Origin of the sequence: Streptomyces sp. NPDC029526 (assembly GCF_040637405.1) — a bacterium.
Lineage (GTDB): Bacteria > Actinomycetota > Actinomycetes > Streptomycetales > Streptomycetaceae > Streptomyces.
On record NZ_JBEZWE010000001.1, the window covers coordinates 620529 to 646531 of the forward strand.

Sequence of the window (26003 nt, forward strand, 5' to 3'; positions counted from 1 at the left end):
AGTCTTGTCCCCGTGCCCGAACCCGAAACCAGTAAGCCCGACGCCGCAGTGCGCCCCGCCCACCCGCATGCCGCGACGCTGAAGCGGCTGGAGCAGTCCTCCGGCAGTCTCGCCGCGCAGGCCATCGCGCGCATGGACGAGACCCTGCCCTGGTACCGGGCGATGCCACCGGAGAACCGGTCCTGGATCGGGCTGGTCGCCCAGGCGGGCATCGCCGCGTTCACCGAGTGGTTCCGGCGCCCGGACGCCCCGCAGGCCATCTCCACCGACGTCTTCGGCACGGCGCCGCGCGAGCTGACCCGGGCCATCACGCTGCGCCAGACCGTGGAGATGGTGCGCACCACGATCGAGGTCATGGAGTCGGCCATCGACGAGGTGGCCGCCCCGGGCGACGAGTCGATCCTCCGCGAGGCGCTCCTGGTCTACGCGCGGGAGATCGCCTTCGCGACCGCCCAGGTGTACGCGCAGGCTGCGGAGGCACGGGGCGCCTGGGACGCGCGCCTGGAGTCGCTGGTGGTGAACGCCGTGCTCAGCGGGGAGGCCGACGAGGGTGCCGTGTCGCGGGCCGCGGCGCTCGGGTGGAACTCGCCGGAACACGTGTGCGTGGTGCTGGGCACCGCGCCGGAGGGCGACTCGGAGCTCACGGTGGAGGCGATCCGGCGCGCCGCCCGGCACGCCAAGCTGCAGGTGCTGACCGGGGTGCTCGGCCACCGCCTGGTGGTGATCGCGGGCGGCAGCGACAACCCGCTCGCCGTCGCCAAGTCGCTGATCGGCCCGTACGCGGCCGGTCCGGTGGTGGCGGGGCCGGTGGTGCCGGACCTGCCGGCCGCCACCCGCTCCGCGCAGGCCGCGGCGGCCGGCCTGAAGGCGTGCACGGCATGGCAGGACGCGCCGCGCCCGGTCCTCGCCGACGACCTGCTGCCGGAGCGGGCCATGGCCGGAGACCCTTCGGCGCGCGAGCAGTTGGTGGAGGAGATCTACAGACCGCTGGAGGAGGCGGGGGCCGCTCTGCTGGAGACGCTGAGCGTCTATCTGGAGCAGGCGAGCAGTCTGGAGGGCGCCGCGCGGATGCTGTTCGTTCACCCCAACACCGTGCGGTACCGGCTCCGACGTGTGACGGACGTCACCGGTTGGTCACCCTCCGATGTACGCTCTGCCTTCACCTTGCGGATCGCCCTGATCCTGGGGCGTCTGGCTGACGGCGATCTTCAGTCCTAGTCTTTTGTCGGGGCTCCACAAAAGCCCTTCGTGTTCTTCGTCCTTGTCCTCACGGGCGGCCCCGGCCGTCCCCAAGAGAGAGTGTGAGAGTGCTCGTACTCGTCGCTCCCGGCCAGGGCGCTCAGACGCCCGGCTTCCTGACTGAATGGCTCGACCTGCCCGGTGCCGCGGACCGCGTCGCCGCCTGGTCCGACGCCATCGGACTCGACCTCGCCCACTACGGCACGAAGGCCGACGCCGACGCGATCCGCGACACGGCCGTCGCGCAGCCGCTGCTGGTGGCGGCCGGTCTGCTGTCCGCGTCCGCGCTCGGCGGGCTGTCGGACGTCCGGCCCGGAGCGGTCGCCGGTCACAGCGTCGGCGAGATCACCGCCGCCGCGTTCGCGGGGATCCTCGACGACACCGCCGCCCTCTCCCTGGTCCGCAAGCGGGGCCTGGCCATGGCCGACGCGGCAGCGATCACCGAGACCGGCATGGCGGCACTGCTCGGCGGCGACCCCGACACCACCGTGGCGCACCTGGAGAAGCTGGGCCTGACCCCGGCGAACATCAACGGCGCCGGCCAGATCGTCGCGGCCGGCACGAAGGAGCAGCTGGCCGCGCTGGAGGCGGAGAAGCCCGAGGGCGTCCGCCGGGTCGTGATGCTCCAGGTCGCCGGCGCGTTCCACACGCACCACATGGGTCCGGCCGTCGACACGCTCGCGAAGGCCGCCGAGGCCCTCACGCCGGGCGACCCGCAGGTCACCTACGTGTCGAACAAGGACGGCCGTGCGGTCGCGACCGGTACCGAGGTGCTGGAGCGCCTGGTCGGCCAGGTGGCGAACCCGGTCCGCTGGGACCTGTGCATGGAGACCTTCAAGGAGCTCGGGGTCACCGCGCTGCTGGAGGTCTGCCCCGGCGGCACCCTGACCGGGCTGGCCAAGCGCGCCCTGCCGGGCGTGAAGACGCTCGCCCTGAAGACCCCCGCCGACCTGGACGCGGCCCGCGAGCTCATCGCCGAGCACGCCGCCTGACCCCTGAGGAGCCCCGCATGGCGAAGATCAAGCCCAGCAAGGGCGCCCCGTACGCGCGCATCCTCGGCGTGGGCGGTTACCGGCCCACGCGCGTGGTGCCGAACGAGGTGATCCTGGAGACGATCGACTCCTCCGACGAGTGGATCCGCTCGCGCTCCGGCATCGAGACCCGGCACTGGGCGTCGCCCGAGGAGACCGTCGCGGCGATGTCCGTCGAGGCGTCCGGCAAGGCCATCGCCGCCGCCGGGATCAGCGCGGACCAGATCGGCGCCGTCGTCGTCTCGACCGTCTCCCACTTCGCCCAGACGCCGGCCATCGCCACCGCGATCGCGGACCGGCTGGGCACGGACAAGGCCGCGGCCTTCGACATCTCGGCGGGCTGCGCGGGCTTCGGCTACGGACTCACCCTCGCCAAGGGCATGGTCGTCGAGGGGTCCGCGGAGTACGTGCTGGTGATCGGCGTGGAGCGGCTCAGCGACCTGACCGACCTGGAGGACCGGGCCACGGCCTTCCTGTTCGGCGACGGCGCGGGCGCCGTGGTGGTCGGCCCCTCCCAGGAGCCGGCGATCGGCCCGACCGTGTGGGGCTCGGAGGGCGACAAGTCCGAGACCATCAAGCAGACCGTGTCCTGGGACCGCTACATCCCCCACCTCCGGCTTCGCTCCGGCGGGGGGACCCCCACCGGCGACGTCTCCGAACTCCCCCTGGACAGCGAGGGCAACGTCAAGTTCCCCGCGATCACCCAGGAGGGCCAGGCGGTGTTCCGCTGGGCCGTGTTCGAGATGGCGAAGGTCGCCCAGCAGGCGCTGGACGCGGCCGGCATCTCCCCCGACGAACTGGACGTCTTCATCCCGCACCAGGCCAACGTGCGGATCATCGACTCGATGGTGAAGACCCTGAAGCTGCCGGAGCACGTCACGGTCGCCCGTGACATCCGCACCACCGGCAACACCTCGGCCGCCTCGATCCCGCTCGCGATGGAGCGGCTCCTGGCGACCGGCGAGGCGAAGAGCGGCGACACCGCGCTCGTCATCGGCTTCGGGGCGGGTCTCGTGTACGCCGCTACGGTCGTTACCCTCCCCTAGGCACTCCGTGCCGGATCACCCGGTCCGGTACGGGAACCGCAACACCTGCCGCTGACGCGGCGGGCGCCACACCCTCTGGAATCACTGCGAAGGAGCGCCATCATGGCCGCCACTCAGGAAGAGATCGTCGCCGGTCTCGCGGAGATCGTGAACGAGATCGCCGGCATCCCGGTTGAGGACGTCCAGCTGGACAAGTCCTTCACCGACGACCTGGACGTCGACTCGCTGTCCATGGTCGAGGTCGTCGTCGCCGCCGAAGAGCGTTTCGACGTCAAGATCCCGGACGACGACGTCAAGAACCTCAAGACGGTCGGCGACGCGACCGAGTACATCCTCAAGCACCAGGCCTGAGCCCTGCTCGGGCCGGGAGCCCCCGGCCCCGCCACCCGGCGGTGGCGCCGTACGAATCCTCGTAGATCCGTTGGAGAAAGAATTCCGATGAGCCCGACCAATCGCACCGTGGTCGTCACCGGTATCGGCGCAACCACACCGCTGGGTGGCGACGCAGCCTCGACCTGGGAGGGCCTGGTCGCCGGACGTTCCGGCGTCAAGCCCCTGGAGCAGGAGTGGGCCGCCGAGCAGGCGGTCCGGATCGCGGCCCCCGTGGCCGTGGAGCCGACCGAGGTCATCCCCCGGCCGCAGGCCCGCCGCCTGGACCGCTCGGCGCAGTTCGCGCTGGTCGCGGCCAAGGAGGCGTGGGCCGACGCCGGTTACGAAGGCCCGGCCGGCGAGGACCCCAAGGTCGACCCGGACCGGCTGGGCGCGGTCATCGCCTCCGGCATCGGTGGCGTGACGACCCTGCTGGACCAGTACGACGTGCTGAAGGAGAAGGGCGTCCGCCGCGTCTCCCCGCACACCGTCCCCATGCTGATGCCGAACGGCCCGTCCGCGAACGTCGGCCTGGCCGTGGGCGCCCGCGCGGGCGTGCACACGCCGGTCTCGGCGTGCGCGTCGGGTGCCGAGGCCATCGGCTACGCGATCGAGATGATCCGCACCGGCCGGGCCGACGTCGTCGTCGCGGGCGGCACGGAGGCGGCGATCCACCCGCTGCCCATCGCCGCGTTCGGCAACATGATGGCGATGTCCAAGAACAACGACGACCCCGAGGGCGCCTCGCGCCCCTACGACGTCGCCCGGGACGGCTTCGTGCTCGGTGAGGGCGCGGGCGTCATCGTCCTGGAGTCCGCCGAGCACGCCGCCGCGCGCGGCGCCCGCGTCTACGCGGAGGCCGTCGGCCAGGGCATCTCCGCCGACTCGCACGACATCGTGCAGCCGGAGCCGGAGGGGCGGGGCATCTCCCACGCCCTGCAGAGCCTGCTGGACGGCACCGACCTGGACCCGGCGGAGATCGTGCACGTCAACGCGCACGCTACGTCGACGCCGGCCGGTGACATCGCCGAACTGAAGGCACTGCGGAAGGTGTTCGGCGACGACACCGACCACATGGCGGTGTCCGCGACGAAGTCGATGACCGGGCACCTGCTGGGTGGCGCGGGCGGCGTGGAGTCGGTGGCGACGGTGCTCGCGCTGTACCACCGGGTGGCTCCGCCGACGATCAACGTGGAGAACCTGGACCCCGAGGCTGCCGCCAACGCGGACGTCGTGCGGGGGGAGGCGCGGAAGCTGCCGGTGGACGGGCGGATCGCCGCGCTGAACGACTCGTTCGGGTTCGGGGGGCACAACGTGGTGTTGGCGTTCCGCACCGTGTGACTGCCGTCGGCTTGACGGGGTGGGGGTTTCGCCTGTGGGCGGGGCCCCCTTTTCGTTGGGGGTGTGTCTGTGCGCGGTTCCTCGCGCCCCTTGGGGGTGACCCGGGGGTCGCCTGTGAACCGGGGGTTCGTGTCTCGTGCGCGGTTCCCCGCGCCCCTGAGAGGGGTGACCCGGGGGTCGCTTGTGAACCGGGGGTTCGTGATTCGTGCGCGGTTCCCCGCGCCCCTTGGGGGGTGACCCGGGGGTCGCCTGTGTACCCGGGGTTCGTGTCTCGTGCGCGGTTCCCCGCGCCCCTGAGAGGGGTGACCCGGAGGTCGCCCGTGAACCCGGGGTTCGTGATTCATGCGCGGTTCCCCGCGCCCCTGGGAGGGGTGACCCGGGAGGGTCAGACGACCTGGTGGAGCCAGCGGACGGGGGCGCCTTCGCCTGCGTAGCGGAAGGGTTCGAGTTCGTCGTCCCAGGGCTTGCCGAGGAGCTTGGCGACCTCGGACTCCAGGTCCGTCTCGCCGGTGGCGGAGCGCAGGAGGGCGGCGCGCAGGCGGTCCTCGGGGATCAGGATGTCGCCGTGGATGCCGGTGACCGCGTGGAAGATGCCCAGGTCGGGGGTGCAGCTGTAGCGCTCGCCCTCGGCGTTGGGGCTGGGCTCGGCGGTGACCTCGAAGCGGAGCATCTGCCAGCCGCGCAGCGCGGAGGCGAGCTTGGAGGCGGTGGCGGCCTGGCCCTGCCAGGAGAACTCCGAGCGCCAGGTGCCGGGGGCGGCCGGCTGGCGGATCCAGTCGAGGCTGACGCGCGTGCCGAGCACACCGGCGACGGCCCACTCGACGTGCGGGCACAGCGCGCGGAGCGGAGTGCACGTACAGAACTCCACGTGTCGTCACCGGAACCTCCGGACTGGGCGGGACATCTCGTAGGCGGGCGGAACAGCCGCGACCGGGCCGGTCACGTTGATGGCGAGGCTACCGTGCGTCGGCGTGAGGAGTGTGACGTACCGTCGGTCCGGGAGCCGGGAAACATCCGCCATTCACCCGGCAGGACGCGTGTCCGGGCGGGTGGCGTTGCCTCCGCGCGGCGGGAACCCTCGGTCTGTGCCGGGAGTTGGGGACGATGACGGGAGCGGCGGTCCGCGGCGTGGCGGGTGCGCGGCGGTGACACGACCGGATCAGGGCGACACGCGGGGAGGCGGCGGTATGGAGCGGGACAGGCGGCGGCACGGCGGCCGCGCGCGGGCCGTCCTGGCCGTGGTGGCGGCCGTCGTGCTGGGTGTGTCGGGGTGCGACGCGGTGGGCGGTGACGCGCCGGCGCCGTCCGGCACGGAAGCGAAGCAGGGGCGCCCGTCGCCGAGCCCCACGCCCCTGTGGGACACCCGCCCGGGGTCCGTCGCCGCCGTCGGGGACTCGATCACCACCGGGTTCGACGCGTGCGGCGTGCTGTCGGACTGTCCCGAGGTGTCGTGGGCGACGGGCACCGGCGAGCAGGTGGACAGTCTCGCCGTCCGGCTGCTGGGCCGGGCGAAGGCCGCCGACCGGAGCTGGAACCACGCGGTGAGCGGTGCGCGGATGGCGGACCTGCCCCGGCAGATGGACCGGGCGGTGCGGCACCGTCCGGAGCTGGTGACGGTGCTGATCGGGGCGAACGACGCCTGCCGGCCCACCCCGTCCGCCATGACGCCGGTCGAGGAGTTCCGCGCCGACTTCGAGGACGCCCTGCGCCGGCTGCGCACGGCCCTGCCGAAGACGCAGGTGTACGTGGCGAGCGTGCCGGACCTGAAGCGGCTGTGGTCGCAGGGGCGGACCAGCGAGACGGCCCGGCAGGTGTGGAAGCTGGGCATCTGCCCGTCGATGCTGGCCGAGCCGGAAGCGGAGGACGCGGCGGCTGTGCAGCGCCGGGAGACGGTGCGGCAGCGGGTGGAGGACTACAACCGGGTACTGGCGGAGGTCTGCGCCGAGGACCGCCGGTGCCGTCACGACGGCGGCGCGGTGCACGACTTCCGGTTCGGCACGCGGCAGTTGAGCCGCTGGGACTACTTCCACCCGAGCGTCGACGGGCAGGCCCGGCTCGCGGAGATCGCCCACCGCACGGTCACGGCCGAGAAACCCGTGACCTAATGTTCCGCACATGAACGAACTCTTCGGAACACTTTCCGACGGCACCCCGGTGCACCGCTGGACCCTGGAGCGGGCCGGGGTCCGCGTCCGGGTGCTGTCCTACGGCGGGATCGTGCAGGACGTCGAGGCACCGGACCGGGCGGGCCGGACCGGGAGCGTGGTGCTGGGCTTCCCCGGCCCGGAGGGCTACGTCGAGCACCGGGGCCTGTACCTGGGGGCGGTGATCGGCCGCTACGCCAACCGGATCGGCGGGGCCCGCTTCCGGCTGGACGGGCGGGAGCACGTGCTCACCCCGAACGAGGGGGCGCACTCGCTGCACGGCGGCGAGGGCGGCTTCGACCGGCGGATCTGGGAGGTGACGCCGGACGGCGGCCACGGGCTGCGGCTCACCCGGGTCAGCCCCGACGGCGAGGACGGCTTCCCGGGCCGCCTGGAGGCGGCGGTGACGTACACGCTGGACGAGCGGGGCGCGCTGAGCATCGCCTACGAGGCGGTGACGGACGCGCCGACGGTGGTCAACCTGACCAGCCACACGTACTGGAACCTGGCCGGCTCGGGCGGCGCCGGCGGGCACGAACTGCGGCTCGCCGCCTCCCGCTACACCCCCGTCGACACCGGTCTCATCCCGACCGGGGAGCTGCGGGACGTCGACGGTACGCCCTACGACTTCCGCCGGGCCAGGCCGGCGGGCTACGGGTACGACCACAACTTCGTCCTCGACAAGGGCGTGACGCCCGCGCCGGAGGAGGCCGCCGAGCTGTACGACCCGGCGTCGGGGCGGGTCCTGACGGTGTCCACCACCGAGCCGGGCATCCAGGTGTACACGGCGGACCACCTCAGCCCGCCGTTCGCGCCCGGGGACGGCATCGCGCTGGAGACACAGCACTTCCCCGACTCCCCGAACCGGCCGGACTTCCCGAGCACGGTGCTGCGGCCGGGCGAGGTGTACCGCTCGGAGACGGAGTACGCGTTCTCCGTGCGGTGACGGCTGCTGGGGAACGGATGAGCCCGGGTCCGGGATCGCCGGGGAACGGATCAGCCCCACCGGCCCGGGCCCGCCGGGGAACTGATGAGCCCCGGTCCGGGGTCAGGGTCCCGGACCGGGGCTGCTCATATGGCTACCACCCGGATCAGACGCTAATCCTCCGGGTGACTCCCGGTTACACGTTCCGTGCTCCCCGCCGGGATCCCGTACGAACCCTTCACAAACGAACCGTTTCCCACCGCCCGGGGACCGTCGGGATCCGGCCGCGCGCCGCCCGGGCGCATGGCGCCGTCCCCGTCCGTCACGTGATACTGCGCGCCCCGGCAGTCACGTACGTACCCCACGACGACGGAAAGGCCCCGACCCCCGTGAGTCTGCTCCCCGTGCGCACCGGTGTGCTCGGGCTGGCGCTGCTGACCGCTGCCGCCACGCCCGCCCTCGCCGCCCCCGTCTCCCCCACCTCCGTCCCCGCTCCCGTCCCGGCTCCCGTCCCGGCTCCCCGGGCCGCCGCCGGGAGCGGGGTCCTGTCCCCCACCGTCGAGGAACAGCGCCTGGAACGGGCGGCGCCCCGGGAGATCCTGCGCCGCTCCGGCTTCGACGACGTGGCCCCGGACTTCGCGCGGACCCTGGCACGGTCCCGTTCCTATCCGCAGGCCCGCGCGGCGGTCCTGCGGGAGGGGAGCGCGCTGTGGCGGCGCGCGGTGGACCGGGTGCAGGGGCGTGGCCCGGCGGGCGGCGACCTGAGCCGGGACGACGACCGGCCGCTGTACTGGGCGCGGCTGGGGATGACCCGGGAACTGCGCACCTGGCGGCCGCGGTTCGTCCTCGGCACGGAGGAACGGGCCCGGCTGCTGGAGGCGCTGGAGCGGTCCTCGCGCGGGCAGGACGCGATCCGCTTCCCGCACGGCAAGGGCCTCAAGCGCGTGCTGGTCACCGGATTCGACCCGTTCACCCTGGACCGGGACACACGGATCTCCAACCCCTCCGGGGCGGCGGCGCTCGCCCTGGAGGGCACGGTGATCGACACGGCGGCCGGTCCGGCGCGGATCGAGACGGCCGTGTTCCCGGTGCGCTGGGCGGACTTCGGCGACGGCACCGTGGAGCGGACGCTGCGGCCCCACCTGCCGCGGACCGACCTGTTCGCCACGGTCAGCCAGGGCCGGGCGGGCCGCTTCGACCTGGAGCGCACCAACGGGGCCTGGCGGGGCGGCTTCCCGGACAACGACGACGTCGGGCGCACGGAGACCGTCCCGGTGAGCGACCCGTCCTCCCAGCCCCAGTGGACGTCGACGACCCTGCCGTACGCGGACGTGGTGGCCGCGGACACCGGGCGCTTTCCGGTGTACGACAACACGAGTGTGACCGAGATACCGGCCGGCGGGACGCGGCCCGTGGTGCGGCCGGACGGGCCGACGCCCGGGTCGACGGCGCGGGCCGGGGGCGGCGGCGACTACCTGTCGAACGAGATCGCCTACCGGGCGACCCTGCTGCGGGACCGTCTCGGGCTGCACGGGACCCTGCCCGGCGGGCACGTCCACACCCCGGTGCTGCAGTTCGGCGCGGACAACGCCGATCCGGCGACGGGGACGGTCACGGACCCGGAGTTCGTGCGGAACCGGCGGGACATCGTGGCGCAGGTGCGGTCGATCGTGGCCGTGGCGGTGGGCGCCGCGGAGCGGGTCGGGGGCGCCGGGGCCTCCCGGGACTGAGCACGCGGAACCGCCCGCCGGGAAGGTCCCGGCGGGCGGTGGCGGTGGCTGTGGCGGTGGCTGTGGGCCGCCCGGCCGTTGCGGTGGGCCCGGCGCTCCCGGAGGACGCGGCGGCCCCGGAGGACGCGGCGGAGCGGGTCAGGGCGTGACGCCGGTGTCCGGGCCGGCGACCGGCTCGGCGCGGGCGGCGCCCTCCTCGTCGGTCTCCTCGCCGCTCAGCTCGCGGGCCATGAGCGTGGCACCGGCGACCGCGCCCGGCATCAGGAACACCGCCACGAACGGCACCAGGAAGGCCACCCCCAGGGGCGTGCCGAAGCCCCAGACGAGGGTCTTGCGGGAGCGCAGCAGGGCGAGCCGCTCCCGGAGTTCCACCCCGCGCCGCTGGAGGGCGACCGCGGTGAGCTCCTCGGTCAGGAAGAACCCGGTGACGAAGAAGCCGATCACCGGGACGACGGTCTGCCCGGCGAACGGGATGAAGCCGAGCGCAAACAGCAGCACCGCCCACACCAGGGCGCGCGCGAGGATCCGCAGGCTGTCGCGGGCGGAGATCCACAGCTCCCGCATCAGCGGCAGGTCCGACTCGGGGGCGGTGCCGTCGGGCGACACGTCGCGGTCCACCTTCTCGGAGAGGCTCTCGTAGAAGGGCTGTCCGACGAGCAGCGTCACCGCGGTGAAGGTGAGGACGGACAGCAGCAGGCCGAGGGCGAACAGCACCGCGGTGAGGAAGCCGCGGAACAGGCCCTGCCAGGGACTCGACCAGTCGTCGGCGAACGGTGTCGCCCAGGCCACGGCGTCCGGCCCCCACAGGGCGAGGGCGACGAGGGCCGCCGCGTAGAGCACCAGGGTGATCAACCCCGGTACCAGACCGAATCCGTACTGCTTGCCGTGCCGGGCCACCCATCGCTGGCCTCTCAGCAGATATCCGAAACCCACCCCGAGATCGCGCATGGGGGCACTGTATCCGGCCCGCCGGACACGGCCGCGGGCCGCGGTTGAGTCGAACGGGCCCGCCCCGCCGTACCGCTTCCGGGGAGGGCTTTTCGGCGGCCGTTCTGTTGAGGAGGGCGCATGACCCAGGAGATCCATGGCACCGTGGCCGACGGTTTCGAGGCGGTCCGGGAGGAGTTCGCGGCGGTGGCGGCCGGGGAACGGCCGGACCACGAGAGTCAGTTGTGCGTCCACGTGCACGGCCGCAGGGTCGTCGACCTGTGGACCGGGGGCATCGGCCCGGACACCCTCTACGGGGTCCACGAGGCCACCCAGGGCGCCACGTTCCTGGTGGTGGCGGTCCTCGTGCAGGACGGCACCCTGGAGCTGGACCGCAAGGTCACCTACTACTGGCCGGAGTTCGCCGCCGAGGGCAAGGGCGCGCTGACGCTGCGGGACCTGGTCACCCACCGCGCGGGCGTGGTCGGCACGGACGGCGGCTTCACCCTGGCGGAGCTGGCGGACGACCGGGCGCTGGCCGAACGGCTCGCGGACCAGCGGCCGTTGTGGCGGGCCGGCGCGGCCTGCGGCTCCCATCCCCTCGTGATCGGGGCGCTGGTCGGCGAGGTGGTCCGGCGCGCCACCGGGCACCGGCTCCAGGAGGTGTACGAGGAGCGGATCCGGGCTCCGTACGCGCTGGACTTCCACCTGGGGCTGCCGGCGTCCCAGGAGCCCCGGTTCCGCTCCGTGCAGCCGCTGGTGCCCACGCCCGCCGAGCAGGTGCGGCTGGACGCGCTGCCCACCGGCCCGCACACCCTGCGGGCGATCGCCCTCAACCACGGTGCCACCGGTCCGGCGGGTCCGGCCGGGCCGGTCCTGCTGCCCAACGAGCGGCTGATCCGCGCCGCCGGTCAGGCGTCGGTGGGCGGGGTCGCCTCGGCGCGCGGGCTGGCCGGGCTGTACGCGGCGGCGATCAGTGGGACGGAGGAGCACGAACCGCTGCTGAAGGCGGACACCATCGCGGAGGTCGGTCAGCTGCACGCCTGCGGCCGGGACCCGGTGACCGGGGAGCACACGGCGTTCGGACTGGGGTTCCGGGCCGTCGCGGACGTCTGGTACCGCTTCCTCGGCGCGGGCGCCTTCGGGCAGGCCGGGGACGCGGGCTCCTTGGCCTTCGCCGATCCGCGCAGCGGTCTGGCCTACGGCTTCACCCGGCGCCGCTGCGCCTTCCCCGGCGGGCCGGCGCCGGAGAACGAGCGGCTGGTCCGGGCCGCGCACCGGGCGGCCCTGGCGCGGTGACCGGCACGAGGGCCGCGCCCCGGGGTCCGGGGTGCGGCCCTCGTCGTGACCGGGCGGGCGGTGCCGTCAGAGCTTGACGATCATCTTCCCGGTGTTGTCGCCGCGCAGGACGCCGAGGAACGCCTCCAGGGTGTTCTCGACGCCCTCGACGACGGTCTCCCGGTACTTCAGCTCGCCCGAGCGGATCCAGGGGCCGACCTCCTGGACGAACTGCGGCTGCAGGTCGTAGTGGTCGCCGACCAGGAAGCCCTCGATGCGGCCGCGGGTCTGGATGAGCCGGGCGAGGTTGCGGGGGCCGGGGGCGGGCTCGGTGTTGTTGTAGACGGAGATCGCGCCGCAGACGGCGATCCGGCCGCCCCGGTTGAGGGAGCCGATGGCCGCCTCCAGGTGGTCGCCGCCGACGTTGTCGAAGTAGATGTCGACCCCGTCCGGGGCGGCCTCGCGGAGCTGGTCGCTGACCTTGCCGTTCTTGTAGTTGAACGCGGCGTCGAAGCCGTACTCCTTGACGAGGAGTTCGACCTTCTCGTCGGAGCCGGCGGAGCCGATGACCCGCGAGGCGCCCTTGAGCTTGGCGATCTGCCCGACCTGGCTGCCGACGGCGCCCGCGGCACCGGACACGAAGACGGAGTCGCCCTCCTTGAAGGCGGCGGTGCGCAGCAGGCCCGCGTAGGCGGTGAGCCCGGTCATGCCGAGCACGCCCAGGTAGGCGGACAGGGGTGCCGCCTCCGGGTCGACGCGGACGGCGTTCTTCGCCTCCACGACGGCGTACTCGCGCCAGCCGTAGAAGTGCAGCACGTGGTCGCCGACGGCCAGGCCCTCGGCGTTGGAGGCGACGACCTCACCGACGGCGCCGCCCTGCATCGCCTTGCCCAGCTCGTAGGGGGCGACGTAGGACTTGGCGGCGCTCATCCGGCCGCGCATGTACGGGTCGACCGAGAGGTACAGGTTGCGCACCAGCACCTCGCCCTCGCCGGGTGCGGGGACCTCGGTCTCGACCAGCTCGAAGTCCGTGGGCTCGGGCCAGCCGACGGGACGGCTGAGCAGGTGCCATGCGCGACCGGTGGCGGGGGGCGTGGGGGCGTCGGACATGCGGGCACCTCTCCTGGAACTCTCGGAATACTTCACTACCTGAAACAACCATGCGCGTGAATATTTCAGGATGTCAAGCAAGTGGGTACCCTGGACGGCATGTCCGTACCGCGCAGCCCCCGCCCAGACCCCCTGACCCTGGAGGTCGTCGAGCTGATCGGCGCGGTCGTGGCGCGGTACCACGAGGAGTACGAGTCGGCCGCCGCCGAGCACGCGCTGACCGGCGCCCAGGCACGGCTCCTGAGCCTGCTGTCCCTGGAGCCGCTGCCGATGCGCAGGCTGGCGCAGCGACTGAAGTGCGAGCCGTCGAACGTCACCGGCATCGTGGACCGGCTCGAGTCACGGGGCCTCGTGGAGCGCCGCCCGGACCCGGGCGACCGCCGCGTGAAGCTGGCGGCGGCGACAGCCGAGGGACGGCGGGTCGCGGCCGGACTCCAGGAGTCGCTGCGGTTCGCCCGGGAGCCCCTGGCCGGGCTGTCCGAACCGGAGCGCGTCGCCCTGCGCGACGCGCTGCGGACCATGTTGCGGGACGGCTGACCCGGACACCCGTCGGCTGGAGCGACTCCGGCACGGCGAACCTGCCGCACCTGCCGCACCTGCCGCATCTGCCGCGTCATAGGATCTGTTGATCAGATCCGAGCGACCATCCCGACCGGGAGAACTGCGGAGAAGGGCGGGGGGAACTCCAGAGGTGACCGAGACGGCTGGGTCATCACGTAACGACAGCCTTGGCCGATCCCCGGCAGTCACAAGGGAGCAGGGCTGGTGCCTGAAGCAGTAGAGGGCGGACGGAGGACATATCGCTCCCTCTTGGCCGTCACGGCAACGGTCATCGCTGCCCTGATCGTGATCGGCAGCATTTTCATCTTGTCGGATGATGATGCCTCGGACCCTGGCGAGGAGCTCTGCTGGAGTCTCGTTTCGTCGAAGTCGAGTGAGGATTCGGGACCGCTCACCAAGTGTGGTGAAGCGTTGGAGTCTGCCATGACAGGGCGCCCTGCAGGAGAAGTTGCTCCCCGGACGACTCATCGGCACTCCGTGGAACAGGTCAGGATGACGGAGCGCGTGATCAGCGCTTACACGGAGTCCGAGACGACTGTCGTGCCGGAGGCCATTCGCAAGAATTTCGGGAACGCACTCTCCCACTACTCTTCCGACGTATCGGATATTCTCCAAGTCGATGTCGATTACTCATACGCATATTTTGCCACCAAGCCGAACAATCTGAGCGTAACGGTTGCTGATCTGAGCGACTTCATTTTCAAGCTGGGTGCGGATTCCGACGCCTTCGACGTCGTCTATGAATCACAGTTCAACATCATTTCTCGGCAAATCGACGCGCTCACGCGCAGGGACTTTACCGCCACTCCCACAGGGGCAACAGACAGACCTCTCGGGATGATGCGGCAATTCGGGCGGGCCACCGGCATACTCCACAGGATCACCGAGAAGGAATCCTTCACTGATACCGAGAAGTACGGGTTCCCTCGACTGCGGAACGCCTTGGACGAGCGGATCGAGAAGGTGGGGGTGAGCAGGAAGGACTGGCGCGTTCAGAATCTCTACCGTGCGGCTGAGGAATCGTTCCTTGATTGGTCGTGAAGCTCCGCCCCCCAACGCGGGGTCTCGAGGCTGATCGATCCGCGGATCTCGGCCATTGCGCGAAGGCGGGGAAAGACGCCGCTCCCCGTGCCGGGATCGCGGACACACACCTCAGCGCCGCTCAGCAAGCCGCTTAACCCGTCGAAGGCCGGGCGTAGGGGCGATCGGAGATTCCGGAAGGCTGCTGACGGTCCGACACGACCGAACCCCCACAGGGAAGACAGCGTGAAGCAGGCAAGGATTTCGGGTCCCAGAGCGGCCATGGCCGCTCTGTGCGTCAGTGGCCTCCTGGCAGGGCTGGGTTCGTGGCTGTACCTCGATTCCCGTGAGGAACCGGACCTGTGCCGACAACTGCTGCAACACGAGCGCGTCTCCACGGCTCTTGGGCCGGGGCATCAGCCCGACCTGAAGTGCGGCGACCTCGGCCGCGCCATCGAGCACGCGACAACCGGGGCACGGCATGAACAGCGATCACTGCCCCAGGCCCAGGCGATGAAGGACGTACTGGTGGCCGTGGGCGACGTCATCGAGGACGAGCCCGCGACCCTGGACCGGCCCTTGGCCGACTCCGTCGCGAAGGCGCTGGCCGGTCACGCCCGGGACATGTACGCGATCCTGGTGCCCGGCGACACGGAGTACGTCCGCCGCGCCCTTCCCTCTCAAGGAGCTTGGGAAGACTCCGAGGGTGCGCACATGTCGGTCTCGCACGATGCGCTGATCCGCGTCCTGGTGTCCCTTTCCGTGAGCCCCGAGGCTTACGCGACCCTGCGCGAGGCGGTGACCCACGAGGTGGCGCAGGCATTCGCCGCCGCACCCCGCACCACATCCGAGAAGAAGTTGTCGCCCTACCCGTCGATCACCGCGTGGGCACTCGGCAGCATGGACGCGGTGGCACATGCGGCGCGGGACGGCATGGGCGAGGACGAGCGGGCCTCGTGGGAGGAGAAGGTCAGGACCCGTCTGTCATCGAGGGCGCCGGCAACGGCCGTTCCTTCCTTCGAGAAGGACCCTGTCGACCATCTGGTCGCCTCCTGGAAGAGGGCGCTTCCCCCGGACTAGTCCGACGATCTCCTCAAGGTCCTTGAGACGCAGAGCCCCGAGATGGTCCGGACATGGACCGCCTCCCTGGGGACGGACAGCACGGTTCAGGCTTCTCTCGCTGACGACGCCACCGACAGGGCCTGGGCCGCACAGCGTTCCACGCTGCGGGACCTGCGCGGCTGACGGTTCGGGCAGGACGGAGTCACCGGCGCCTTTGTGACCGGCCCGCACCGTCCGCCCTACGTGCACCACCACAGGAAGCGGTCGCAGGTCTTCGACGGTTCGGGTTCCGGTTCCGGTTCGGGGTCCGGTTTCCCGGTCGTCGGCTTCGGGGCGTCCGGGGTGCCGGGGCCGGCGGGGGGTGTGCGGGTGGGCTCCCGGGTGGGGCGGGGCGCGGAGGTCTGCTGGGCGGGCGGTCCGCTCTGCCCGGCCGTCTCCGCCGCCTCCTCCGGCTCCGCCTCCTCGGACTGAGACGCGGATGCCGAGGGCGAGGACGACGTGGACGGCTCCGCCGACGGTGACGCCGGGGACGTACCGGGAGCGGGGGCACTCTCCGTCGTCGCGCTCGGCGGCAGTTCGGCCGCTCCGCCGTCCGGTGTCTCGTCCGTGGCCGTCGAGGGCCGCGGGCCCGGCTCCTGGGCGCCGGATCCCAGCGCGGCCACGCCCAGCCCGCCCGCCGCCAGGACCACGCCGGCCGTGGCGAACAGCACCCGACGGCGCCGCCGGCGGTGTGCCGCGGCCTTGCGGTCCCGGCGGCTGCCCTCCGCAGGCCTCCGGCGCGGACCCCGGGCGGCATCCGTGTGGGGCTCCGCCTCCGGTTCCGGTTCCGGTTCCGGTTCCAGGCCCGGGTCCGCTTCCGGTTCCGGGTCCCGGTTCGGGTTCGGGTCCGGACTCGCCGCCGGGACGGGGTCCACTGCGGACGGAGTCTCCGGAGCCGGCTGCCCGGCGGCGTACCCGGCGCCGCCGCCGTACCCCGCACCACCTCCGCCGTTCCCGGCGGGTCCGGGGGCCCCGGCGTACCCGGCGTACCCGGCGGGCTCGGCTGGCCCCGCAGGCCCGGCTGGCCCCATCGGCCCGGCGGCCCCCTCCGCATCGGTGCGGAACGTCTCGACGGGAGTGCCGCACCCGGGGCACGCGAGCGCGCCGTTGAGGTGCCGTCGGCAGGGGTGGCAGTAGTCCATGACGCGGGAAGGTTAAGTTCCGTTCGGGTCGGGTTCCCAGGGCTCTGGGTGAAGGTTCGGTGAGGACCGTTGCCCAATGGTTTGGAATCGACCGAAACCGCTGCGCGCGCGACCCATTGACACCCCGCCGACCCGTCCTTATTGTCACGCCAGCATTTCGAACGGGTGCCGAAATATCGAACATACTGGATCCGGGTCCGAGCCGACGGGAGCCGGGCCGAGGACACGAGGGGCAACTGCCGTGCGCATCACCGGAATCAGTACCCACGTGGTCGGGACGCCGTGGCGCAACCTGACCTATGTGCGGGTGCACACCGACGAGGGCCTCACCGGGGTGGGTGAGACCCGGATGCTGGGCCACACCGACGCCCTGCTGGGGTACTTGAAGGAGGCCGAGGCCAACCACATCGCCGGCTCCGACCCGTTCGCGGTCGAGGACCTCGTGCGGCGCATGAAGTACGGGGACTTCGGGCGTGCGGGTGAGATCGTGATGTCCGGGATCGCGGTCGTGGAGATGGCGTGCTGGGACATCAAGGGCAAGGCCCTCGGCGTCCCCGTCTGGGAGTTGCTCGGCGGCCGGGTCACCGACCGGGTGAAGGCGTACGCCAACGGCTGGTACACCACCGAGCGCACCCCGGAGGCGTACCACAAGGCGGCCCGGGCGGTGATGGAGCGCGGCTACCGGGCGCTGAAGATCGACCCGTTCGGCACCGGCCACTACGAACTCGACCACGCGCAGACCCGTTACGCGGTCTCCCTCATCGAGGCGGTGCGCGACGCGATCGGGCCCGAGACCGAGCTGATGCTGGAGATGCACGGGCGCTTCTCCCCCACCACCGCCGTGCGCCTGGCCCGGGAGCTGGCGCCGTTCGCCCCGGCCTGGCTGGAGGAGCCGGTGCCGCCGGAGAACCTCAAGGCGCTGGAGAAGGTCGCCGCGAAGGTCGACATGCCGGTGGCGACCGGGGAGCGCATCCACGACCGCATCGAGTTCCGCGAGCTGTTCGAGAGCCAGGCGGCCGACATCCTCCAGCCCGACGTGGGGCACATCGGCGGCATCTGGGAGACCCGCAAGCTGGCGGCGACCGCCGAGACCCACTACATGCTGGTCGCCCCGCACAACGTCGGCGGCCCGGTGCTCACCGCCGCGAGCCTCCAGGTCGGGTTCACCACCCCGAACTTCAAGATCCTGGAGCACTTCAACGACTTCGCGGACGCGGAGATCAAGAAGGTCGTCAAGGGCGCGCCGCAGGTGGACCCGGAGACGGGCTGCTTCCACCTGTCCGACGCCCCCGGCCTCGGGGTGGAGCTGGACGTGGACGCGGCGGCCGAGTTCCCGCAGCAGCAGGCCCGGTTCGACCTGTGGGCCGAGGGCTGGGAGCAGCGCAGGCCGAAGGGCACGGCGTGAGCCCCGCGGCGGGCGCGGGCCCGGCCGGCGGCGCGGTGAGCGTCGTCGTCGAGGCGCCCGGCGAGCACCGTCTCGCCCCGCACGAGCCGCGCGAACCGGCTCCCGGCGAGGCCCTGGTCCGGGTCCACGCGACCGGCATCTGCGGCAGCGACCGCGAGCTGTACCAGGGCAACCGCCCCGAGGGCTACGTGCGGTACCCGTTGACGCCGGGCCACGAGTGGTCCGGGACGGTGGAGCGGGTGGGCGCCGGGGTGCCGGCGGCCCTGCTCGGCCGCAAGGTGGTGGGCGAGGGGTTCCGCAACTGCCAGGTCTGCGACCGCTGCCACGCGGGCGAGACCACCCTGTGCACCGCCGGGTACGAGGAGACCGGCTTCACCGAGCCGGGTGCGATGGCGCCCACGCTCACCCTGCCCGCCCGGCTCCTGCACGTCCTGCCCGACGACGCCGACCTCACGGCCGCCGCGCTGCTGGAGCCCGCCGCGTGCGTCGCCGCCGCCGCGCTCAAGGCCCGGGCGGTGCCCGGCGAGCGGGTGGCGGTGGTCGGCACCGGCACCCTCGGCATGTTCGCCGTGCAGTTCCTGCGGGCCGCCTCCCCGGGCGAGCTGCTGGTGGTCGGCACCCGGCGGGACCGCGAGGGCCTGGCGCGGGAGTTCGGGGCGACGGACTTCCGCACCCGGGACCAGGAACTCCCGGGTGACATCGACGTGGTGATCGAGACCGCCGGGTCCGCCGACGCCGCGCGCACCTCCGCCGCCCTGCTGCGGCGGGGCGGGCGGCTGGTGCTCACCGGCATCCCGGCGCCGGGCGCGGCCGGCCTGGACCCGACGGACCTGGTGGTGCGCCAGTTGGAGGTGCACACCGTCTTCGGGGCGCCGCCCGCCGCCTGGGCGCACACGGTGCGGGTGTTCGCCGCCGGGCTCCTCGACCCGCTCCCGCTGGTGACCCACCGGCTGCCGCTCACCGCGTTCGCGCGCGCCATCGAGCTGGTGGGCTCGGGCGACCCGGCGGTGGGCAAGGTGCTGCTCCATCCCGAGGAGCCCGAGAAACCCGAGGAACCCGGGGCGCCCGAGGCGCCCGAGGCGCTCGAAGCGACCGAGGCGCCCGGGAAGCCGGAGGAAGAACCCCACTGACGGTGCGCCGGGCCGGGGGCTACTGACGGTCCCCGGCCCGGCGCACGATCCGGCGGCCCCGGCCCGCACCGCGTGCCACGAACACCGTCCGGGATACCGAACGGCAGAACCGAACACAAAGGACACCCCGTGACCGACGCTGTGACCGTTGCTTCCGCCCGGACGGCCCGCAGGCCCGGTGAGCAGGCACTCACCGCGCTGGGGCTGGGCGCGCCCGCCCCGGACCCGGCCGACGCCTCGCCGCACACCTTCCCCGGCGGCGGCCGATGGCGCACCGAGATCCCGTCCTGCGAGGGACCCGAGGCGCTCGCGGTGGTGCTGAAGGAGGCGTCCCGGCTGGACGTGCCGGTGCACCGGATCAGCCAGGGCAGCGGCGTGTGGATGCTGACCGACGCCGAGATCACCGAGATGGTCGAGGCCACCGCCGAACGGGACATCGAGCTCTGCTTGTTCACCGGTCCGCGCGGCACCTGGGACATCGGCGGCTCCACCCGTACCGACTCGCGCGGGGCGGGGCTGCGCGCCCGGGGCCACGACGCGGTCGCGGGCTGCGTGGAGGACGCCCTGCGGGCCACGGAGCTGGGGGTGCGCTGCCTGCTCGTCGCGGACGAGGGCGTGCTGTGGACGCTGCACCGGGCCCGCGCCGCCGGCCTGCTGCCCGCCGACACCACCCTGAAGGTCTCCGCGCTCGTGGGACCGGTCAACCCGGCCTCGTACGCGGTGTACGAGCGGCTGGGCGCGGACTCGATCAACGTGCCGAGCGACCTGACGCTCCGTCATGTCACGGAGATCCGGCGGGTTTCGGCCACGCCGATGGACCTGTACGTCGAGGCCCCCGACGATCTCGGCGGCTACGTCCGGATGTACGAGATCGCCGAACTCATCCGCCGGGGCGCCCCGTTGTATCTGAAGTTCGGACTGGCCAAGGCCCCCGGGATCTACCCGTACGGCCACCATCTGCGCGAGCTCACCCTGGCCACGGCCAAGGAGCGGGTGCGCCGGGGCCGGCTGGCCCTGGACCTGCTCGCCCGGCACGGTGCCGACGGGGACATGGCCCCGCTGGGCTCGCGACTTCCGGGTGATCTGAGCCGATTCGACGCCGGGTCATAACGTTCTTGAAATCTGACTTCACAGAAGTAGACACAGTCGCGCACAATCCCACACAACCCTTCGTGGGCCCGCCCGGCACCCGTCTCCGCACCCCCCGCAGCACCTCCTGCCCGACCCGTCCCACACGTCAAGGATGATGATCATGCGTAACCGCAGAGCCGCACTCACCGCCCTGGCCGGTGCCGTCTCCCTCTCCCTCGCCCTGTCCGCCTGCGGCCAGAACAGCGAGGGCGGCAGCGAGGAGGACGCGAAGGGGTCCGACGGGGCCGTCATCGGCGTCGCGATGCCCACCAAGTCCTCCGAGCGCTGGATCGCCGACGGCAACAACGTCGTGGAGAACCTGAAGTCCAAGGGCTACGAGACCAAGCTGGTCTACGGCGAGGACGACCCCGACCAGCAGGTCTCCCAGGTCGAGAACCTGATCACGCAGGGCGTGAAGGCCCTGATCATCGCGGCCATCGACAACAAGTCGATGAACAACGTCCTCCAGCAGGCCAAGGACGCGGACATCCCGGTGATCTCCTACGACCGCCTGATCCTCGGCACCGAGAACGTCGACTACTACGCCTCCTTCGACAACGAGAAGGTCGGCGAACTCCAGGGCAGCTACATCGTCGAGAAGCTGGGCCTGAAGGACGGCAGCGAGAAGGGCCCCTTCAACATCGAGCTGTTCGCCGGCTCCAACGACGACAACAACACGCGGTACTTCTTCCAGGGCGCGATGAACGTCCTCAAGCCCTACATCGACAAGAAGCAGCTCGTCGTGCGCTCCGGCCAGACCGACCTCAACCAGGTCACCACCCTGCGCTGGGACGGCGGCACCGCGCAGAAGCGCATGGACGACATCCTCACCTCGTCGTACAAGACCGAGCGGGTGGACGCCGTGCTCTCCCCGTACGACGGCATCTCCATCGGCATCCTGTCCGCGCTGAAGTCCGACGACTACGGCTCCAAGGCCAAGCCGCTGCCGGTCGTCAGCGGCCAGGACGCCGAGGTCGCCTCGGTGAAGTCGATCATCGCCGACGAGCAGTCGATGACCGTCTACAAGGACACCCGTGAACTCGCCAAGGTCGCCTCGAACATGGTCGACGCGCTGCTGAACGACAAGAAGCCCGAGGTCAACGACGAGAAGACCTACGACAACGGCGCCAAGGTCGTCCCCGCCTACCTGCTGGAGCCGGTCGCCGTGGACAAGTCCAACTACCAGAAGGTCGTCGTCGACTCCGGCTACATCAAGGAGAGCGACCTCACGTAACCGTCCCCCACGACCCATCACCGACCGGAAGGCACGACCATGGCGGGACCCGTCCTGGAAATGCGCTCGATCGTCAAGACCTTTCCCGGCGTCAAGGCGCTGTCGGACGTCACGCTGACCGTCCGGCAGGGCGAGGTCCACGCCATCTGCGGCGAGAACGGCGCCGGCAAGTCGACCCTGATGAAGGTCCTCTCCGGCGTCCACCCGCACGGCACCTACGAGGGGGAGATCCTCTTCGAGGGGGAGCCCTGCCGGTTCAAGGACATCCGGGCCAGCGAGCAGCGCGGCATCGTGATCATCCACCAGGAACTGGCCCTGGTGCCCTACCTCTCCCTCGCGGAGAACATCTTCCTCGGCAACGAGCACGCCACCCGGGGACTGATCAACTGGAACGAGACGCTGCGGCACGCCACCGAACTGCTGCGCCGGGTCGGCCTGAACGAGCACCCGGAGACCCGGGTGGCGGACATCGGCGTCGGCAAGCAGCAGCTGGTGGAGATCGCCAAGGCGCTGTCGAAGAAGGTGAAGCTGCTCATCCTCGACGAGCCGACCGCGGCGCTCAACGACGAGGACAGCGGCAAACTCCTCGACCTGATCCTGCAGTTGAAGGAACAGGGCATCACCGCGATCATCATCTCGCACAAGCTGAACGAGATCCGCCGGGTGGCCGACTCGGTGACCATCCTGCGCGACGGGCGCACCATCGAGACGCTCGACGTGAAGGACCCGGCCACCACCGAGGACCGCATCATCAGCGGCATGGTCGGCCGCGACCTGGAGCACCGCTTCCCCGAGCGCACCCCGCACCACCCCGAGGAGGGCGCCGCCCCGGCGCTGGAGGTGCGGGGCTGGACCGTGCACCACCCCATCGACCAGCAACGCAAGGTCGTCGACGACGTGTCGCTGACCGTGCGGCGCGGGGAGATCGTGGGCATCGCCGGGCTGATGGGCGCCGGGCGCACCGAGCTGGCGATGAGCCTGTTCGGCCGCACCTACGGCCGGCACGCCTCCGGCACCGTCCTCAAGGACGGCGTGGAGATCCGCACCCGGACGGTCCCCGAGGCGGTGGCGCACGGCATCGCGTACGTCACCGAGGACCGCAAGCACTACGGACTGAACCTGATCGACACCATCAACCGCAACATCTCGCTCAGCGCGCTGGGCAAGGTGGCCCGGCGCGGGGTGGTGGACGAGCACCAGGAACGCCAGGTCGCCGAGGGTTTCCGGACGTCCATGAACATCAAGGCGCCCACGGTGTTCGAGCCGGTGGGCAAGCTGTCCGGCGGCAACCAGCAGAAGGTCGTCCTCAGCAAGTGGATCTTCGCCGGTCCCGAGGTGCTGATCCTCGACGAGCCGACCCGGGGCATCGACGTCGGGGCGAAGTACGAGATCTACACGGTCATCGACCGGCTGGCCGCCGAGGGCAAGGCGGTCGTCTTCATCTCCTCCGAGCTGCCGGAGCTGCTCGGCATGTGCGACCGCATCTACACCATGGCCGCCGGACGGCTGACCGGCGAGTTCTCGCGCGCCGAGGCCTCCCAGGAGTCGCTGATGCGGCAGATGACGAAGGACAAAGAGGTGTCCCGATGAGCACGGAAGTCACCGACAAGAGCCCGGCCGCCGCGCCGCCGGGCAAGAGCGGGCCAGGGGTCGGTGACGGCCTGCTCCGGCTGATGCTGGACGGCATGCGCCGCAACATGCGGCAGTACGGCATGCTGATCGCGCTCGGCCTGATCGTGGCGCTGTTCGCGGTGTGGACCGACGGCGACCTGCTGCTGCCGCGCAACGTCTCCAACCTGGTGCTGCAGAACAGCTACATCCTGATCCTCGCGATCGGCATGATGCTGGTCATCATCGCGGGCCACATCGACCTGTCGGTCGGCTCGCTGACGGCGTTCGTGGGCTCCATGGCGGCCGTGTTCATGGTCCGCAACGACATACCGTGGCCGATGGCCGTGGTGCTGTGCCTGGCCGTCGGCGCCATCGCGGGGGCGATCCAGGGGTTCTTCATCGCCTACGGCGGCATACCGTCGTTCATCGTGACCCTGGCGGGCATGCTGACCTTCCGCGGGCTGACCGAGATCTTCCTGGAGGGCCAGACGCTCGGCCCGTTCCCCAAGGGTCTGCAGAAGGTCGCCAACGGCTTCATGCCGGAGGTCGGTCCGGAGACCAACTACCACAATCTCACCCTGCTCCTGGGGCTGGGGCTGATCGCACTGGTGGTCTTCCAGGAGGTCCGCGACCGCCGCCGCCAGCAGGAGTTCGCCCTGGAGGTGCTGCCCGCCAGGCTGTTCCTGCTGAAGCTGGTCGCGCTGTCGGCCGCGGTGCTCACCGTGACGCTGCTGCTGGCGAGCTACAAGGGCGCCCCCATCGTGCTGCTCATCCTGGGCGCGCTGCTGGTCGGCTTCGGCTACGTGATGCGCAACGCCGTCATCGGCCGGCACATCTACGCCATCGGGGGCAACCTGCCCGCGGCCAAGCTGTCGGGCGTGCGGGACAAGAAGGTGACCTTCCTGGTCTTCCTGAACATGGGCATGCTCGCGGCCCTGGCGGGTCTGGTGTTCGCCGCCCGCTTCAACGCGGCCTCCCCCAAGGCCGGACTCAACTTCGAACTGGAGGCGATCGCCGCCGCGTTCATCGGCGGCGCGTCGATGAGCGGCGGGGTGGGCACCGTGCTCGGCGCGATCATCGGCGGTCTGGTCCTGGGCGTGCTGAACAACGGCATGAACCTCGTCGGCATCGGCACCGACTGGCAGCAGGTCATCAAGGGCATGGTGCTGCTCGCGGCGGTCGGCTTCGACGTGTGGAACAAGCGCAAGGTCGGTTCGTAGGTCCCATCGGGCCCCGCCGGACGGCGGGGCCCCTCCTCGACGGAGTGGTTCATGGAACTGAACAGACGCACCATCATGGCGGGCGCCGCGGCGGCCGGCCTGGCCGCCGCCACCGTGGGCGGGGGCACCGCCCAGGCGGCCTCCGGCCCCTCCGGGGGGTCGGGCGGGCGCGGGCCGGTCAGGACCCCGTTCGGCCGGCTCGCGGACGGCACACGGGTCGACAGCTGGGCCCTGCAGAACGGCGGCACCCGGATGCGGGTGCTGTCCTACGGCGGCATCGTGCAGTCCCTGGAGATCCCGGACCGGCGGGGCCGGTACGCCAACGTCTCCCTCGGCTTCGACAGCCTGGAGCCCTACGTCTCCTCCAGCCCCTACTTCGGCGCCCTGATCGGCCGCTACGGCAACCGCATCGACCGGGGCCGCTTCACCCTGGACGGCCGGACGTACCAGCTCTCCGTCAACGACGGCGAGAACAGCCTGCACGGCGGGGAGCGGGGCTTCGACAAGCGGGTCTGGGACGTGGAGCCGTTCACCCGGGGCTCCGACGTCGGCCTCCACCTGAGCCTCACCAGCGCCGACGGCGAGATGGGCTATCCGGGCACGCTGCGCGTCCGGGTCACCTACACGCTGACCCGCCAGGGCGACTGGCGCATCGACTACGAGGCCCGCACCGACCGGGCCACCGTCGTCAACCTCACCAGCCACGTCTACTGGAACCTGGCCGGCGAGAGCAGCGGCACCGTCCTGGACCACGAACTGTCCATCGACGCCTCCCGGTTCACGCCGGTCGACGCGGGGCTGATCCCCACCGGCGAGCGGGCCCGGGTCGCGGCCACCCCCTTCGACTTCCGGCGGGCCAAGCCGATCGGCCGGGACATCCGCACCGCCCACCAGCAGGTGCTCTACGGGCAGGGCTTCGACCACAACTGGGTGCTCGACAAGGGCATCACCTCCCGGCCGGGGCACGCGGCGACCCTGCGCGACCCGTCCTCGGGACGCACCCTGCGGATCACCACGAACGAGCCGGGCCTGCAGTTCTACTCCGGCAACTTCCTCGACGGCACCCTGGTCGGCACCGGCGGCCGGGTCTACCGGCAGGGCGACGGGCTGTGCCTGGAGACCCAGCACTTCCCGGACTCGCCGAACCAGCCGTCGTTCCCGTCGACCGTGCTGCGGCCGGGCGAGGTGTACCGGACGACGACGGTCCACTCGTTCGGCGTCTGAGCGGTGCGCGGCGGGCGGGGAACACCGGGGCCGAGCGGTGGTGCCGCGGGGCCCTGGCCCCGGGGCCGAGCGGTGCGCCGGGGG

Annotated in this window: 21 protein-coding genes and 2 pseudogenes; 19 read left to right on the forward strand and 4 right to left on the reverse strand. The window is 71.7% G+C overall.

Features of this window, described 5'->3' with window-relative positions:
- The first annotated feature begins 12 nt into the window (after positions 1-12).
- From fasR to AB0F01_RS02770, 5 genes are all read left to right on the forward strand, one after another.
- The gene (gene fasR / locus AB0F01_RS02750; RefSeq protein WP_362089295.1) at positions 13-1218 is read left to right on the forward strand and encodes a fatty acid biosynthesis transcriptional regulator FasR; all 1206 of its coding nucleotides are present in this window, start codon (positions 13-15) and stop codon (positions 1216-1218) included.
- Positions 1219-1307: 89 nt separating this feature from the next.
- A complete protein-coding gene (locus AB0F01_RS02755; RefSeq protein ID WP_362089296.1) occupies positions 1308-2231 on the forward strand; it encodes an ACP S-malonyltransferase in 924 nt (307 codons plus the stop codon).
- Between the two features lie 17 nt (positions 2232-2248).
- Positions 2249-3316 (forward strand): ketoacyl-ACP synthase III, encoded by a 1068-nt coding sequence (locus AB0F01_RS02760; protein ID WP_362089297.1) that lies wholly within the window; start codon positions 2249-2251, stop codon positions 3314-3316.
- Positions 3317-3418: 102 nt separating this feature from the next.
- Positions 3419-3667, forward strand: coding sequence for an acyl carrier protein (locus tag AB0F01_RS02765; protein ID WP_004988657.1), 249 nt, complete (start codon positions 3419-3421; stop codon positions 3665-3667).
- A gap of 87 nt (positions 3668-3754) precedes the next feature.
- Positions 3755-5026, forward strand: a complete 1272-nt coding sequence (locus tag AB0F01_RS02770) for a beta-ketoacyl-[acyl-carrier-protein] synthase family protein (protein ID WP_362089298.1) — start codon at positions 3755-3757, stop codon at positions 5024-5026.
- A gap of 385 nt (positions 5027-5411) precedes the next feature.
- On the opposite strand, the pseudogene AB0F01_RS02775 reads toward AB0F01_RS02770, so the two are convergent.
- Positions 5412-5904: pseudogene (locus tag AB0F01_RS02775) on the reverse strand (DUF3145 domain-containing protein).
- 309 nt (positions 5905-6213) lie between these two features.
- Here AB0F01_RS02775 and AB0F01_RS02780 point away from each other — a divergent pair.
- The 3 genes from AB0F01_RS02780 (at position 6214) to AB0F01_RS02790 (ending at position 9825) form a co-directional block, all read left to right on the forward strand.
- The gene (locus tag AB0F01_RS02780) at positions 6214-7131 is read left to right on the forward strand and encodes an SGNH/GDSL hydrolase family protein (protein WP_362089299.1); all 918 of its coding nucleotides are present in this window, start codon (positions 6214-6216) and stop codon (positions 7129-7131) included.
- Between the two features lie 10 nt (positions 7132-7141).
- Complete coding sequence (locus AB0F01_RS02785; RefSeq protein ID WP_362089300.1) at positions 7142-8116, forward strand: aldose epimerase family protein; 975 nt, start codon at positions 7142-7144, stop codon at positions 8114-8116.
- Between the two features lie 368 nt (positions 8117-8484).
- Positions 8485-9825, forward strand: coding sequence for a pyroglutamyl peptidase (locus tag AB0F01_RS02790; RefSeq protein ID WP_362089301.1), 1341 nt, complete (start codon positions 8485-8487; stop codon positions 9823-9825).
- Between the two features lie 138 nt (positions 9826-9963).
- Here AB0F01_RS02790 and AB0F01_RS02795 read toward each other — a convergent pair whose 3' ends face one another.
- Positions 9964-10773, reverse strand: a complete 810-nt coding sequence (locus tag AB0F01_RS02795; protein WP_362089302.1) for an EI24 domain-containing protein — start codon at positions 10771-10773, stop codon at positions 9964-9966.
- Between the two features lie 120 nt (positions 10774-10893).
- On the opposite strand from AB0F01_RS02795, the gene AB0F01_RS02800 reads away from it, so the two are divergent.
- Entirely contained in the window at positions 10894-12051 is a 1158-nt protein-coding gene (locus AB0F01_RS02800) for a serine hydrolase domain-containing protein (RefSeq protein ID WP_362089303.1), read from the forward strand.
- Between the two features lie 66 nt (positions 12052-12117).
- Here the strand turns inward: AB0F01_RS02800 and AB0F01_RS02805 are convergent, their stop codons facing one another.
- On the reverse strand, positions 12118-13140 hold the full coding sequence (locus AB0F01_RS02805) for an NADP-dependent oxidoreductase (protein WP_362089304.1): 1023 nt from the start codon (positions 13138-13140) through the stop codon (positions 12118-12120).
- Between the two features lie 99 nt (positions 13141-13239).
- Between AB0F01_RS02805 and AB0F01_RS02810 the strand changes: the two genes are divergently transcribed.
- The 3 genes from AB0F01_RS02810 to AB0F01_RS02820 all read left to right on the forward strand — a co-directional run bounded on the left by AB0F01_RS02810 (position 13240) and on the right by AB0F01_RS02820 (position 15801).
- Positions 13240-13677 carry a MarR family transcriptional regulator gene (locus AB0F01_RS02810; protein ID WP_164444191.1) on the forward strand — a complete coding sequence of 146 codons (438 nt, stop codon included), beginning with the start codon at positions 13240-13242 and terminating at the stop codon, positions 13675-13677.
- A gap of 228 nt (positions 13678-13905) precedes the next feature.
- Complete coding sequence (locus AB0F01_RS02815) at positions 13906-14742, forward strand: hypothetical protein (protein ID WP_362089305.1); 837 nt, start codon at positions 13906-13908, stop codon at positions 14740-14742.
- 225 nt (positions 14743-14967) lie between these two features.
- Positions 14968-15801: a hypothetical protein gene (locus AB0F01_RS02820; protein ID WP_362089306.1), complete on the forward strand. Its 834-nt coding sequence runs from the start codon at positions 14968-14970 to the stop codon at positions 15799-15801.
- A gap of 221 nt (positions 15802-16022) precedes the next feature.
- On the opposite strand, the gene AB0F01_RS02825 is transcribed toward AB0F01_RS02820, so the two are convergent.
- A complete protein-coding gene (locus tag AB0F01_RS02825) occupies positions 16023-16493 on the reverse strand; it encodes a hypothetical protein (RefSeq protein ID WP_362089307.1) in 471 nt (156 codons plus the stop codon).
- Positions 16494-17205: 712 nt separating this feature from the next.
- Between AB0F01_RS02825 and AB0F01_RS02830 the strand changes: the two genes are divergently transcribed.
- From AB0F01_RS02830 to AB0F01_RS02860, 7 genes and pseudogenes are all read left to right on the forward strand, one after another.
- Positions 17206-18369 (forward strand): mandelate racemase/muconate lactonizing enzyme family protein, encoded by a 1164-nt coding sequence (locus AB0F01_RS02830; RefSeq protein ID WP_362089308.1) that lies wholly within the window; start codon positions 17206-17208, stop codon positions 18367-18369.
- Positions 18366-19400: pseudogene (locus AB0F01_RS02835) on the forward strand (alcohol dehydrogenase catalytic domain-containing protein); the annotation flags it as partial. The gene AB0F01_RS02830 and the pseudogene AB0F01_RS02835, both read left to right, overlap by 4 nt.
- Before the next feature lie 240 nt (positions 19401-19640).
- The gene (locus AB0F01_RS02840; protein WP_362090205.1) at positions 19641-20609 is read left to right on the forward strand and encodes a hypothetical protein; all 969 of its coding nucleotides are present in this window, start codon (positions 19641-19643) and stop codon (positions 20607-20609) included.
- Between the two features lie 142 nt (positions 20610-20751).
- Positions 20752-21864 carry a multiple monosaccharide ABC transporter substrate-binding protein gene (gene chvE / locus AB0F01_RS02845; RefSeq protein ID WP_362089309.1) on the forward strand — a complete coding sequence of 371 codons (1113 nt, stop codon included), beginning with the start codon at positions 20752-20754 and terminating at the stop codon, positions 21862-21864.
- Between the two features lie 39 nt (positions 21865-21903).
- Positions 21904-23454, forward strand: coding sequence for a multiple monosaccharide ABC transporter ATP-binding protein (gene mmsA, locus AB0F01_RS02850; RefSeq protein WP_362089310.1), 1551 nt, complete (start codon positions 21904-21906; stop codon positions 23452-23454).
- The gene (gene mmsB / locus AB0F01_RS02855) at positions 23451-24695 is read left to right on the forward strand and encodes a multiple monosaccharide ABC transporter permease (RefSeq protein WP_362089311.1); all 1245 of its coding nucleotides are present in this window, start codon (positions 23451-23453) and stop codon (positions 24693-24695) included. The genes mmsA and mmsB overlap by 4 nt, the downstream gene beginning before the upstream one ends.
- A gap of 51 nt (positions 24696-24746) precedes the next feature.
- Complete coding sequence (locus AB0F01_RS02860; RefSeq protein ID WP_362089312.1) at positions 24747-25919, forward strand: aldose epimerase family protein; 1173 nt, start codon at positions 24747-24749, stop codon at positions 25917-25919.
- The last annotated feature ends 84 nt before the right edge of the window (positions 25920-26003 follow it).

Bases quoted from the DNA above. Each gene is read 5' to 3' on its own strand.
- AB0F01_RS02780 (WP_362089299.1), top strand. From the start codon at position 6,214: ATGGAGCGGGACAGGCGGCGGCACGGCGGCCGCGCGCGGGCCGTCCTG.
- AB0F01_RS02765 (WP_004988657.1), top strand. From the start codon at position 3,419: ATGGCCGCCACTCAGGAAGAGATCGTCGCCGGTCTCGCGGAGATCGTG.
- AB0F01_RS02795 (WP_362089302.1), bottom strand. From the start codon at position 10,773: ATGCGCGATCTCGGGGTGGGTTTCGGATATCTGCTGAGAGGCCAGCGA.
- mmsB (WP_362089311.1), top strand. From the start codon at position 23,451: ATGAGCACGGAAGTCACCGACAAGAGCCCGGCCGCCGCGCCGCCGGGC.
- AB0F01_RS02785 (WP_362089300.1), top strand. From the start codon at position 7,142: ATGAACGAACTCTTCGGAACACTTTCCGACGGCACCCCGGTGCACCGC.
- AB0F01_RS02805 (WP_362089304.1), bottom strand. From the start codon at position 13,140: ATGTCCGACGCCCCCACGCCCCCCGCCACCGGTCGCGCATGGCACCTG.
- chvE (WP_362089309.1), top strand. From the start codon at position 20,752: ATGCGTAACCGCAGAGCCGCACTCACCGCCCTGGCCGGTGCCGTCTCC.
- AB0F01_RS02810 (WP_164444191.1), top strand. From the start codon at position 13,240: ATGTCCGTACCGCGCAGCCCCCGCCCAGACCCCCTGACCCTGGAGGTC.
- AB0F01_RS02800 (WP_362089303.1), top strand. From the start codon at position 10,894: ATGACCCAGGAGATCCATGGCACCGTGGCCGACGGTTTCGAGGCGGTC.
- AB0F01_RS02770 (WP_362089298.1), top strand. From the start codon at position 3,755: ATGAGCCCGACCAATCGCACCGTGGTCGTCACCGGTATCGGCGCAACC.
- AB0F01_RS02860 (WP_362089312.1), top strand. From the start codon at position 24,747: ATGGAACTGAACAGACGCACCATCATGGCGGGCGCCGCGGCGGCCGGC.
- AB0F01_RS02760 (WP_362089297.1), top strand. From the start codon at position 2,249: ATGGCGAAGATCAAGCCCAGCAAGGGCGCCCCGTACGCGCGCATCCTC.
- mmsA (WP_362089310.1), top strand. From the start codon at position 21,904: ATGGCGGGACCCGTCCTGGAAATGCGCTCGATCGTCAAGACCTTTCCC.